This window comes from Jiulongibacter sp. NS-SX5 (genome assembly GCF_052828545.1).
In genome coordinates, this window is the sequence record NZ_CM128248.1 from 1,199,496 (window position 1) to 1,212,264 (window position 12,769).

Here is a 12,769-nt window from a genome sequence, read left to right on the forward strand (position 1 = left end):
ACACCCAATTGACCCATAATGGTCATTTTTCAATCTGAAATTAACCCTATGCGTATTCTTTTTACTGGTGGCTCAGGCAAAGCCGGCAAGCATGTTATTCCATACCTATTAGAAAAAGGTCATCGAGTTCTAAACGTTGATTTAGTTCCACTTGATCATCCTGGAGTTGACAATCTAAAGGCAGATATCACGGACTCAGGTCAAATGTTTAATGCAATGAGTTCCTATGCAGGTTTAGATGAACTGGAGCCAGGAAATGGCGTACCTCCCTTTGACGCTGTTGTTCATTTTGCTGCAGTACCCAGAATATTGATCACCCCTGATAATGAAACCTTTAGGGTCAATACCATTGGCACCTATAACGTCATAGAAGCAGCAGTGAAACTTGGTATCAAGAAAGTGATCATAGCCTCTTCTGAGACTACGTATGGCATCTGCTTCTCCGATGGACCCACTGATCCAAAAGTTTTGCCTTTGGAAGAAGATTATCATGTGGACCCTATGGATAGTTATGGTCTATCAAAAGTGGTCAATGAAAAAACGGCCGAGAGTTTTCAACGTCGTTCGGGGATTGACATTTATGCTCTTCGCATCGGAAATGTGATAGAACCTCATGAGTATCAGGAGCTTTTCCCGCATTATTTTAAACATCCTGAGGTGAGACGAAGAAATGCCTTTTGCTATATCGATGCCCGTGATCTTGGTCAGATTGTGGACCTTTGTCTTCAAAAAGATGGACTAGGATATCAGGTTTTTAACGCAGGCAATGACCATAACGGGGCCATTATACCTACGAAAGAGCTTGCGGAGCAATTCTTCCCTGGTGTTCCCTTAAGCAGAGAAATGGGCGAACATGAAGCTCTATTTTCTAATAAGAAAATAAAAGAAGTACTCGGTTTTAAAGAAGAACACCATTGGAGCAAGTACGTTTCTGCTTCATAAGTCACTGCTGGTAAACCGCATTGGCCTTGACCTGAACGAGATTCAGCATTAAGCCGTAAATCTTTTCAAAAACTTATGGGGCTAGACTTGATAGCAAAACCCTCTTTGCTTATACTCCCTGGCCAAATAGAGAGACTATTTGGTACATTTTAAGAACTAACGGTTTAATAAGAACCCAGAACCGTTAAAATTTTGAACGATTGATGAAATTATTAGTGATAGGAGCCGGTAATATGGGGCTCACTTATGCCAAAGCTATTGCCAATTCCAATATCATGGGCGAAAAGGTTATGATTATGGATATGGATGAAGCCAAAATGCAAAAACTTGCCGAAGAAGGTGTTTTTGATACATATACAGACCTTAGTCAATGCGTCTCGGCGGCTGATGCCATTATGGTGGCAGTAAAACCACAACATAAAGATGGGCTATTTGAGCAGATTAAGCCGATGGTAAAAGCAGAGCAATTGATCATCTCTGTTATGGCCGGTGTAACTATCGAAAGTATCCAAAACGCCCTTGGATTAAACAAGGTGGTTAGGGCAATGCCTAATCTGCCTTCTCAGGTCAATAAAGGCATGACCACCTTCTATGCTCCTGAAAATATTGCGGCAGCAGAGGTAGAACTGGTCGACCAAATGTTAGGCTCAACAGGCAAATCACTCCGAATATCTAAAGAGGATGATATCAATACCTCAACAGCCGTAAGTGGTAGTGGCCCTGCCTATATTTTCTATTTTATTCAGGCCATGCTAGACGGAGCTAAGCATTACGGATATGATGATGAAACCGCAAAAACATTAGTAACTCAGACTTTTGCCGGGGCATTGGAGCAATACAGCCAAGGTGAACTCACTCCTACCGAATGGATGAATATGGTAGCCTCCAAAGGCGGTACTACGCGTGAAGCACTGAATACCTTTGATGCTGAGAAGGTCAATGAGGGTATCGTTAAGGGGATGATTGCCTGTTACGACAGAGCAATTGAACTGAGTAAAATGTAATTTATTTCCCGAAGGGTTGATCTGAAATTCTACGTGAAAGCTCTAACTTGTACTATTAAATAAGCGAGGATGAACAAAAAAGAAGAAGACTATTTCAACGGTCTGCAAAAGTGGCAGGATGAGCTATTGGCTCTTCGGGAATTTTTATTGGATTGTGGCCTTCAGGAAGACTTCAAATGGCGATCTGCTTGTTACAGCCATCAAGGTGGCAATGTGGTGATCCTCGCTGGTTTCAAGGAGTTTTGTTCGTTAAATTTCTTCAAAGGCTCTCTTCTCTCTGATGAAAAAGGCCATTTAGAAAAACCAGGCGAAAACAGTCAATCTTCCCGCTTTTTCAAGTTTACCTCAGTTGACGAAATACATCAACTAGAGAAAACCATCAAAGCCTATGTTTTTGAAGCGATGGAGGTGGAAAAAGCAAAACTTAAGGTAGAGTCAAAGGCTGTTTCTGAATACGAATTTCCGGAAGAGCTTTCAGAAAAGTTTACGGCTAATCCGGATCTGCAATCTGCTTTTGAAAATCTAACGCCTGGTCGTCAAAAAGGTTATTTACTATACTTCAATCGTGCCAAGCAATCCAAAACCAAAACGGCAAGAATAGAGAAATATAGTTCCAGAATCCTGAAAGGCTATGGTTTTCATGACTGCGTCTGTGGACTATCCGGCAAAATGCCCACATGTGACGGCTCACACAAAAAGCTGAAAGAAGTCTAAGAAAAACGCTGATTTAAGAGTAACCGATGTATAAACTCTAATTTGACCTTCACGGCATCAGAGATTACGAATGGATATATATCAGGAATACCCATTGATCTGTTTAGGCTGTTGATCGCAAAAAACAAAGGAACCGTTTCCTCTAATATCTTCTTGAATTCTACATTTTGATAAGGATCAAAGCTTATGATTTCCATATGCTCTGTGTTCGGCAAATGTGGGTCACCATTCAAACCAAAATGATAGGCCGTGTCCATGGTATTGATGATATGCAGATAATGAGCCCAGGTTTCTGCCCAGTCTTCCCAAGGGTGAGCGGTAGCATATTTGCTGATAAAGTTAGTTCTCCAGTTTTCAGGTGCTCCATTTTTATAGTAGGTCTCCAGAGAATCCTTATAACTCACCGTTTCATCACCAAATAAATCACGAAAGGCTTGTAAAACCTCTGGTTTCTGAAAAACCAGCGAAGTCCAGTAATAGTGTGCCACTTCATGTCTGAAATGACCTGCCAGCGTACGATAAGGCTCTTTTAGTGATTTTCTAATCTGCTCTCTACTCACAGAATCTGCTTCTGAAAGTACGATAGTGATAAGGCCGTTCATATGACCAGTCATGATAGGTTTACCATCCTTATCTTTCACCTTGGCCGATAAAAAATCAAATGCCAGCCCATTTTCTTCATCCTTATGTTTACTGACAATCGGCAGATTTAGCTTTTGAAGAGAGTATATCAAACGATGCTTCGCCAACTCCAGCTTCTGCCAGCGTTTGTAATTTTCCGGGATAGAGATATTGGGAATAGTTTTATTTAAATCACAAGCTGTACAATAGCCCGATATGCTTGCTGCAGGCACCAGCCAGTTGCAGACATGGTGATTCTTGTTTTTACAGAATTTATAGTCTATTCCATTGATAGTCCACTGCTGCTGAGCAGAATTTAGAGCAACCATTTGATAGTTACTATCAAGATAACCCAAAGTAGAATTACAGTTTTCGCAGTATGAATTCTCAAAAAAAACGGGTTGAAAGCAGCTGGTGCACTGGAAGATTTTCATTCTGATCTGTTTATAAAAGAATGCACAAAATTAGCTTTTCAGATTTATCGATGGTGAATACTTTCCCAAATTTTGAGTACGCAAAGTCACTTGATAACACTTCAGTAATTAAAATTTGCCTAGGCAACCTTTTTACCGTGGTTTTGAATAGCCTTCACGCCCCATTCAGCAATACCTTCCAGTAATGGTCGAAGGCTCTCGCCAAAATCTGTCAGTGTATATTCAACTTTTAACGGCGGTTTACTGGTATAAACCTTTCTATTCACTAAGCCATCATCTTCTAATTGCTTCAGCTGTAAACTCAGCGTACGTTCAGTTACCACTCCAATACCTTTTTTTAGCTCATTATATCGTAAAGGGCCTGAGAGAAGATGATAAAGAATTACGGTTTTCCACTTTCCGCCAATGAGCCCCATGGTAACGCTGGTGCAGCAAGGGTATTCCTTTCCTTTGATCTGATACATACTATACTTTTTGTAACTATCCTTTTTGACCGTTATTGGAACATAATTACACTATACTTAGTTTTGCAACTATATTTTTGATAGTTTAATTATAGAGACAATATTATGAGTTTTTTAAAAGCAATGCAAGAGCGTTATACGACCAAAAAGTATGATGCCTCAAAGAAGATTGATCCAAAAAAAATAGAGGAATTAAAAGAGATTTTGCATCTCAGTCCATCATCTATCAATAGCCAGCCATGGAAATTCACTTTTGTCTCAAAAGACGAAAAGAAAGCCGAACTGGCGAAAGCATCTTACTTTAATGATATCAAAGTGAATAATGCCGACACAGTGGTAGTCTTCAGTAGAATTAAGGACATCGATGTTTTTGAAAAGAATATTAGCGAGTTTCTGCCAGAGGGTGCTGTTAACTATTACCGTTCTATGCTTAAGCCTTTGGGAGAAAATGAAATTAAAGCCTGGTTTGGCAGACAGGTCTATCTTTCACTGGGCATATTTCTGGCTGCTTGTGCCGATATGGGCATCGACGCCACGCCAATGGAAGGGATTGAGGCTTCTAAATATGACGCAATTCTAGGTGATGAAGCTCATGAGACCTTGGTGGCAGTAGCAATTGGTTATCGTGATGAAGAAGATCAAAATCAGCCTGCTATAAAACCTAAAAGCAGATACCCTGAAGAGCTTGTTTTGGCCGAGGCATAAGGTTTGACATCACTCCCAAATTATACCTCTGTCATACGGCAGGGGTATTTTTTTTATGTTAAAAGCATAAGTGTAGAGAATATTCTACTACTGTGAAAACCAGGCCACGGCAACTGCTTTCTTACTGACGGAACAGACTTTTTCGGTATTTAGTCAAACATCAAAACGACTATGCTCGAAATAGATTTATCATCATATAGCGAACCCATAAAACTAATCCTGGAAAAACTCAATAACTGGGCAGAAACAGGAATCACAATGCTACCCAACTTTCTAGTGGCATTGTTAGTCATGGCCGCTTTTATATTACTGGCTAAGCTAGCAAAGAACTTGACTGGCAAGGTCATGACAAAGACCACGGGGAATATTGCCCTGCAAAACCTTCTCACCAGAGTTGTGTATTTCGGAGTGATTGTGCTTGGTCTATTTGTTGCCCTAGGAATTCTAGAGCTGGACAAAACAGTAACCTCACTCCTTGCAGGTGTCGGTGTCATTGGCTTGGCTTTAGGTTTTGCTTTTCAAGACATCGCCTCCAATTTTATATCTGGGGTTATACTGGCGGTAAGAAGTCCGGTTAATGTCGGGGACATCATTGAAGTTGCTGATCATATGGGAACAGTAATGGATACCAACCTTAGAGTTACCACCATCAAGACCTTTCAAGGACAGGAAGTCTTTATACCAAATTCTACAATTCTGCAAGATGCCATAGTCAATTATACCACCTATGGTAAAAGAAGAATTGATATAGCCGTAGGTGTGTCTTACGGAGAGAACTTAAGAAGAGTAAAAGAAGTGGTGCTAGATACCATTAAAAATATGGACAATGTTATCGACCACGAGAATACCATTTTCACATATTCCGGCTTCGGTGGAAGTTCCATAGATTTTGAGATTAAATTCTGGATAGAATATCCTGATCACCCGAGCTATTTGGCTATGAGGAGCGAAGCCATTATGTCAATAAAAGAAGCGTTTGATAAGGCCGACATCATGATACCTTATCCGATCAGAACACTCGATTTTGGTATCAAAGGCGGAGAAAAACTATCAGAAATGAAATTGCATTTAATGCAAAATGGACTAGCCGAAAGTCAGGCGAATTAAGGTAGTGCAGGGTAAAAAAGAAAAAGCCACCGGAGACCGGAGGCTTTTATCTAACCCCTAAAATAAACCACTATTTTAAGCCATTTAATTATTGACCGGTGACGATCAAATAAATTTTAAACTCTTTGCAATGATAACGTCAGATGAGGGGTAGAAAATTGCCTCCGCGAGACAAAAACTTTGGACTTTTTCCTGTTAACATTCATTAACAATCAGTCCATTAAACCAGAGACTCTATACCTACATCTAAGAGGCAAATGATTGAAACAAACACATAGTTGTATTCAATCTCAATTCTAACAATTACAATAGTTATCAATTATGAAAAAGTTATTTGCCGTCATCGTTTTGAGTTTGTTTTTCGTAGGTACCACAAATGCTCAATATCCAGTAAACAGGTCTCAGGCCCGAAACGGATATAGCAAAAACTACAGCAAAGGATACACCACGGCTCGTAGTGCCAGAGGGGTAGCAGGAAAGATAAACGTTATGCAGAGAGAGGCTCGTGAGCGTATAGCTGACGGAATTGTGAGAGGGACGATTAACTCCTCTGAAGCAGCAAGACTCCTGAGTGTGGCCGAGCGAATAGAGATGAAAGAAAACAGGATGCTGAGAAACGGCAGAATGACCAATAACGAATTCAGAGAGTTGGAAAATGATTTGATCAAGCTGAATAGAATGATCAAAAGAAACAACAGAGATAATGACCGTGCACCCGTAGACAATTTCGGCAGATACGGTAGAAGATATTAAGGGTTAAATGAGTAATAGTTTTGAGTAATGATGGAAACGGACCGCCTTCTGGGTGGTCTGTTTTTTTGTATCTACCCTACTACTCTTTCCAGGTCTTCAAGACTGCGTAATCGTAGATTCGCAATTTTGAATTTTGGCTCATCATATTCATGCGGAGATGGAACAGCTATCACCTGAGCCCGGGATGCCACAGCACCTTTTACGCCACCCCCTGAGTCCTCTAAAATTAAACAGTTTTCTATAGGTACCTGAAGCCTTTTAGCCACAGAGAGATACACCGCCGGATGCGGCTTATTAAACTCTTCTAACTCGGCAGAATGATAAAAATGGAAACGGTGTGTCAATTCAAACTTAGCCAAAACCATCTCAATCATAGGTATTGGTGAGGCTGAAGCCAGCCCTATTTTCCAGCCTTTTTGCTCTGCCAGCCAGATGGCATTTAGAAAACCTGGCATTAATTCGGCAGTTCCTTTGATGGCTTTGGTAGCTTCTGCAAATAAATCAGCCTCCATTTGGTCAAACTCCGGATTTACCCATGGTCTTTTCTCAAACCAATACTGGATAACGTCTTTAACAGGCTTACCCGTAGTTTCAAGGCAATTTTCTGTGGTTAACTCAAGGCCAACTCTTCCAAAAACTATTTTTTCGGCATCATGCCAGCAAGGTTCTGAATTTACCAGAAGCCCATCCATATCAAAAATGACTGCCTTTATTTTATCTGCTATTATCATGGCTACACTTCTTCTTCCATACTCATTTGCTTGTCATAAAGCTCCTTATACGTACCATTAGCATCTAGCAAGGTACCGTGGGTGCCATATTCTACAATCTCTCCATCATCCAGCACCACTATTTTATCAGCCAGCTTTGCCGAACTTACACGATGCGAGATGATCACCGATGTTCTGTTTTGCATGATACGCTCCAGATTATTGAGAATCTTATTTTCTGTATTGGTATCTACTGCTGAAAGACAATCATCTAAGATTAAAAGTTTAGGCTCACGTACAATGGCTCTGGCAATAGACAAACGCTGTTTCTGCCCTCCAGAAAGTGTTACACCACGTTCTCCCACTTCGGTTTCAAAACCCTGTTTAAAGCCTTTAATATTCTCCAACAAATCGGCGTCTTTAGCTGCTTGCTCTATAGCCTCCATTCCTATTTCAGGACTACCAAATCTTATATTATCCTTTATGGTCTCTGAGAAAAGGAAAACATCCTGTGGTACGTAGCCTATCTGCGATCTTAAATGCTGGATATTATAGTCCTTGATATCATGATCATCAATTTTGATGCTACCTTCTGTGGTATCATACATGCGAAGCAATAGATTCGCCAAGGTACTTTTACCAGAACCGGTGGTCCCGAGAATTGCTACAGACTCTCCTGCCTCTACATCAAGACTAAAGTTTTTCAATGCCTGTATACCTGAGTCAGGATACACGAAATTGACGTTTTCAAAGTGAACAGCTCCCTTAATCTCGGCTTTGATATTCTTTTCAGAGAGGATATCATTTTTGACATTGAGAAACTCATTAATTCTATCCTGAGAAGCAGCTGCTTGTTGAATTTGCGAAGTAGTCCAGCCCAAGGCCGTCAATGGCCAGGTAAGCATGTAGACGTACATGATAAACTCAGTAATATTACCTGGAGTTAGCACGCCTGCTACTATCTCTTGTCCACCTACATAAACACAGATGACAGTACTTAAACCGATCAGAAACATGATCAGCGGAAAGAACATGGCGTCTACTTTAGTGAGGTCCAGCTGCTTTTCTCTGTAAATATTACTCTCTACTGAGAAACGCTCAAGTGAATTCTTCTCTCTAGCAAAAGCCTTGATGATTCTGATTCCACTAAAAGCCTCCTGCACAAAAGTTGACAGTTTTGAGAGACTTTTCTGAATCATAGCAGAGCGTTTATTCACGATGTTACTCACAAAGAAAATACTGATGGAAAGCACCGGCATAGGGATCAATACCCACCAGGTAAGTCTGGCATTTACTGAGAACATATAGCTCAGGATGAGCACTACCAAGGTGATCATATTCAGAAGATACATGATAGAAGGCCCCACATACATTCTTACCTTTCCTACATCTTCTGAAACACGTGCCATCATATCACCGGTAGAGTTTCTTCTGTAAAAACTCAAAGGAAGTGTCTGATAATGAGCAAAAATCTCATTTTTCATGTCAAACTCTATATGCCTTGACATCACAATGATGGTCTGCCTTACCAGAAAAAGAAAGAAGCCTTTCAGGATGGCCATTGTCAGAATCAATGCTCCATAAACACTAAGACTGTAGGCAAAAACACCGTACATAGAATCCTGGAGCTCCAGACCATCATACATAAAGTAGATGTCAATGTTTTCTTTGACCAAATCCAGAGCATGTCTCACCACCTGAGCGGGTATAACACCGAAAAGATTTGATATGAGCGTAAACAAAGCACCCAATACAAGGTACCACTTATATTTCCAGAGAAACTTATTTAAGTATGCGAGACTCTTCATTAATTCACTTTGCTGCTATAAATGTTGGTTTTAGTCTTTTTCCCAAAAAGCTTCGGCTTGATGATCAATCTTAATGACTGATCGTATGTGATATAATTCCAAAGCCAATTAATGAAAACCAAAACTTTGTTTTTCAGACCCAAAATGGCCATCAGATGCACAAACATCCATACTAGCCAGGCAAAACCACCTTGGAATCGCCAGAAAGGCAGATCCACCACAGCCAGGTGTCTTCCTACTGTGGCCATTGCTCCCAGGTCCTTATATTCAAAGGCTTTCGTTTGTTCACCTTTAATAAGTTGATATAGATTCTTTGCTAATAACTCGCCTTGCTGAATAGCGGGCTGAGCCATTTGAGGATGTCCATAAGGGTATTTCTCCGAGACCATCATGGCTTGGTCACCTACCGCAAATATGTCTTCATAACCTTTGACAAGGTTGATTTCATTCACCATTAGCCTTCCGTTTCGGGCAAAACTTTCGGCTTCCAAGCCATCAATGGAATTGCTACGAACACCTGCCGCCCAAACCACATTATTGGTCCTGATTTTATCCCCTTTATTGGTGATGACATGCGTGCCATCAAAATCTGAAACACGCTCCCCCAGTCGTAAGGTAACTCCAAGAGACTCCAGATAATCGGCACCTTTTTCAGAGGCTTGCTCAGACATCCCCGGTAAGATTCCATTGGATGACTGAAACAAATAGATTTTCATTTTATTGAAATCCAACTCAGGATAATCTTTCGGCAGAATGATGTTCTTCATCTCTGCCAGTGTACCTGAAACCTCCACACCGGTAGGTCCTCCACCTACGACTACCACGCTCATGAGACCTTCCTGCTCCTCCTCACTTGGTTCAGAAAGAGCATCTTCAAAATTCTGAAGGACTCTATTTCTTAAATAAATAGCTTCGGAAACAGTCTTCATCGGCATGGCATTCTTCATGATGTTCTCCATACCATAGTAGTTGGTATCTGCACCCATTGCCAAAACAAGGTAGTCGTAATTAATAACGCCAATGTCTGTTTTAAGCTGCTTGATGGTGGTATCTACTGCATGAACCGGCGTGATACGCACGTGAATATTTTTCTGATGTTGAAATATTTTACGAAGAGGAAACGCAATGGAACTAGGCTCAAGACCAGCCATAGCTACCTGATAAAAAAGCGGCTGAAACTGATGATAATTATTCTTATCTACCAGCACCACTTGTACGTCATACTTGCAAAGTTTCTGAGCCAAAGCCAAGCCTCCAAAACCTGCTCCAATAATTACGATTCTCTTTTGACCTGTTTCCGGTAGATTTGCAAACATCTAGTAAGTGTTAACTCAAGGCCAATGATTTGGCTTTGACCTTGTCAATAATTTTATTGTAGTATGCCTCATACATAGGCACTACATTTTTGATATCAAATTCCTTGGCACGTGCCAGAGCATTTGCTTTAAAAGTACTCAAATTTTCGTCAGAGAGGATGTGTAGAGCATTCTTCACCATATCTTCTACATCGCCTACTTCGCTCAAAAAGCCCGTTTTGCCATGAATATTCAATTCAGGCAAACCTCCCGCATTTGTAGAAATCACAGGAACTTGGCAGGCCATGGCTTCTAATGCCGCAAGACCAAAACTTTCCTTCTCTGATGGCATAAAGAATAGATCTGCCACAGATAGTACCTCCTCTATGACATCGAGCTTCCCGATAAATCTTATATCATCACATAATTGGAGGTCACGGCAAAGCTTCTCCATCTTGTTCCGCTCCGGACCATCACCTATCAAGAGTAGCTTTGAAGGAATGGAATTCTTGATCTTCCCAAAAGACTCAATTACGTCTCCTATTCTCTTTACTTTTCTGAAGTTTGAAATGTGAACAATCAGCTTTTCATCATTGGGACAAATGATCTTTTTGAAGTGGTCTTTTTCCTGCTTGTGAAAACGACTCATGTCCACAAAATTCGGAATCACTTCAATTTCATTGGTAATTCTGAAGGTATTGAAAGTATCCTTTCTCAAATCATCTGAAACCGCCGTGACACCATCAGACTTATTGATACTGAAAGTAACCACTGGTTTATAGGTTCGGTCTTTCCCTACCACCGTAATATCTGTACCATGAAGAGTAGTCACTATAGGAATGTGTATCCCTTCTGTTTCCAGAATTTGTTTAGCTAAAAAAGCAGAAGTGGCATGAGGAATAGCGTAGTGAACATGCAAAAGATCCAGCTTTTCATATTTCACCACATCAACCATTTTACCAGCCAAAGCCGACTCATAAGGTGCGTATTGAAATAAAGGATAAGATGAAATGTCAACCTCGTGGTAAAAAAGATTTTCGTTGAAGAAGTCGAGGCGAATCGGCTGCGTATACGTGATAAAATGAACCTGATGCCCATTTAGTGCCAGTTCTTTTCCCAGCTCAGTGGCTACCACCCCACTACCCCCAAAAGTAGGGTAGCAAACTATTCCAATCTTCATTTGTTATATGTCTTAGATGTTCATCAAAAAGGTTTTGAACCTTCTTAAACAATGAACAGCGTATAATTGATTAAGTATTCTAGGGCATAACGATCATTCTTTTTAAATAATTCTCCCTTGGTACTCATCATTCGCGGTTTCATCGTTTAATTTGAAAGTCGTTTTTCAAAAAGGCTATGTTGCTTATCACAAAATTCTTTGAGCTAATCAGATATAAGAATCTGCTGATCATTGTACTTACGCAGTACATGGCTCGTATTTTTCTGGTAGGTAAGGGTACGTCTATTTTAGACTCCATTCTAGATGAAAAACAATTTCTTATTTCTTTAAGCACAGTCATGGTGGCCGCCGCCGGCTATATCATCAACGATTATTTTGATATCAAAATCGATCAGGTGAACAAACCTCACGAGGTAGTGATCGGTAGATTTATCAAAAGAAGACATGCCATGCTTTTTCACCAGATACTTAATGTTTCAGCTGCTGTCATATCATTTACTTTAGGCTGGAAAGTATTCGCCGTCAATGTAATAGCCATGACCATGCTCTGGTTTTATGCCAGTGTTTTCAAAAAGCTCCCTTTTATAGGAAACTTCATGGTGGCTGGGCTCACCGGGGCTTCATTGGTGGTGATGGCGGTATTTTATACAGAAAACGATCTTCTTATTAATATTTACGCCCTTTTTGCCTTCGGCATTACGCTCATTAGAGAGATCATCAAAGATATTGAAGACATAAGAGGTGATAAAAAATACGGCAGCACCACCTTGCCAATCATCTGGGGAATACGAAAAACCAAATACCTGTTATTTTTCTTTATGGTCGGTTTTGTGATGGCTGTAGGCTTTATGGGCTTTGCTCTGCAAAACAAAAAGCTCGCTTACTCTTTCCTTCTTTTGGGTATCCCTTTCGTTTATTTAGGATTTCGACTTTACTTTGCCGACAGAAAAAAGGACTTCAGTCAAATGAGCTTTTGGTCAAAAGTCATCATGATTCTTGGCGTTATGAGCATGATTTTCGTCTAAAGTCAAT

At 40.5% G+C, this 12,769-nt stretch carries 13 protein-coding genes; 7 read left to right on the forward strand and 6 right to left on the reverse strand.

All coding sequences use genetic code 11. The features are described 5' to 3' along the window. The first annotated feature begins 48 nt into the window (after positions 1-48). From ACUXV0_RS05425 to ACUXV0_RS05435, 3 genes are all read left to right on the forward strand, one after another. Positions 49-942: an NAD-dependent epimerase/dehydratase family protein gene (locus ACUXV0_RS05425; protein WP_446192052.1), complete on the forward strand. Its 894-nt coding sequence runs from the start codon at positions 49-51 to the stop codon at positions 940-942. A 203-nt stretch (positions 943-1,145) separates the two neighbouring features. After that, positions 1,146-1,946: a pyrroline-5-carboxylate reductase gene (gene proC, locus ACUXV0_RS05430; RefSeq protein WP_446192799.1), complete on the forward strand. Its 801-nt coding sequence runs from the start codon at positions 1,146-1,148 to the stop codon at positions 1,944-1,946. Positions 1,947-2,015: 69 nt separating this feature from the next. After that, complete coding sequence (locus ACUXV0_RS05435; protein WP_446192053.1) at positions 2,016-2,660, forward strand: YdeI/OmpD-associated family protein; 645 nt, start codon at positions 2,016-2,018, stop codon at positions 2,658-2,660. On the opposite strand, the gene ACUXV0_RS05440 is transcribed toward ACUXV0_RS05435, so the two are convergent. Both ACUXV0_RS05440 and ACUXV0_RS05445 read right to left on the reverse strand, forming a co-directional pair. Further along, entirely contained in the window at positions 2,657-3,715 is a 1,059-nt protein-coding gene (locus ACUXV0_RS05440) for a zinc-binding metallopeptidase family protein (protein WP_446192054.1), read from the reverse strand. The two genes, ACUXV0_RS05435 and ACUXV0_RS05440, sit on opposite strands and share 4 nt — an antisense overlap. Before the next feature lie 119 nt (positions 3,716-3,834). Continuing rightward, positions 3,835-4,179, reverse strand: a complete 345-nt coding sequence (locus ACUXV0_RS05445; RefSeq protein ID WP_446192055.1) for a winged helix-turn-helix transcriptional regulator — start codon at positions 4,177-4,179, stop codon at positions 3,835-3,837. 105 nt (positions 4,180-4,284) lie between these two features. On the opposite strand from ACUXV0_RS05445, the gene ACUXV0_RS05450 reads away from it, so the two are divergent. The 3 genes from ACUXV0_RS05450 to ACUXV0_RS05460 all read left to right on the forward strand — a co-directional run bounded on the left by ACUXV0_RS05450 (position 4,285) and on the right by ACUXV0_RS05460 (position 6,744). Continuing rightward, positions 4,285-4,884 carry a nitroreductase family protein gene (locus ACUXV0_RS05450; RefSeq protein ID WP_446192056.1) on the forward strand — a complete coding sequence of 200 codons (600 nt, stop codon included), beginning with the start codon at positions 4,285-4,287 and terminating at the stop codon, positions 4,882-4,884. Positions 4,885-5,055: 171 nt separating this feature from the next. Next, a complete protein-coding gene (locus ACUXV0_RS05455) occupies positions 5,056-5,991 on the forward strand; it encodes a mechanosensitive ion channel family protein (RefSeq protein WP_446192057.1) in 936 nt (311 codons plus the stop codon). A gap of 321 nt (positions 5,992-6,312) precedes the next feature. Continuing rightward, the gene (locus ACUXV0_RS05460; protein WP_446192058.1) at positions 6,313-6,744 is read left to right on the forward strand and encodes a hypothetical protein; all 432 of its coding nucleotides are present in this window, start codon (positions 6,313-6,315) and stop codon (positions 6,742-6,744) included. A 71-nt stretch (positions 6,745-6,815) separates the two neighbouring features. Here the strand turns inward: ACUXV0_RS05460 and hxpB are convergent, their stop codons facing one another. The 4 genes from hxpB to bshA are packed head-to-tail and all read right to left on the reverse strand — an operon-like array spanning position 6,816 to position 11,737. Further along, positions 6,816-7,475, reverse strand: a complete 660-nt coding sequence (hxpB, locus tag ACUXV0_RS05465) for a hexitol phosphatase HxpB (RefSeq protein ID WP_446192059.1) — start codon at positions 7,473-7,475, stop codon at positions 6,816-6,818. A 2-nt stretch (positions 7,476-7,477) separates the two neighbouring features. Then, positions 7,478-9,262, reverse strand: a complete 1,785-nt coding sequence (locus tag ACUXV0_RS05470) for an ABC transporter ATP-binding protein (RefSeq protein ID WP_446192060.1) — start codon at positions 9,260-9,262, stop codon at positions 7,478-7,480. After that, entirely contained in the window at positions 9,262-10,578 is a 1,317-nt protein-coding gene (locus ACUXV0_RS05475; RefSeq protein WP_446192061.1) for an NAD(P)/FAD-dependent oxidoreductase, read from the reverse strand. Before ACUXV0_RS05475 ends, ACUXV0_RS05470 begins: the two co-directional genes overlap by 1 nt. A 10-nt stretch (positions 10,579-10,588) precedes the next feature. Then, positions 10,589-11,737, reverse strand: a complete 1,149-nt coding sequence (gene bshA, locus ACUXV0_RS05480; RefSeq protein WP_446192062.1) for an N-acetyl-alpha-D-glucosaminyl L-malate synthase BshA — start codon at positions 11,735-11,737, stop codon at positions 10,589-10,591. Between the two features lie 176 nt (positions 11,738-11,913). Here bshA and ACUXV0_RS05485 point away from each other — a divergent pair, with 176 nt between their 5' ends. Then, entirely contained in the window at positions 11,914-12,762 is an 849-nt protein-coding gene (locus ACUXV0_RS05485; RefSeq protein ID WP_446192063.1) for a geranylgeranylglycerol-phosphate geranylgeranyltransferase, read from the forward strand. Positions 12,763-12,769 lie beyond the last annotated feature (7 nt).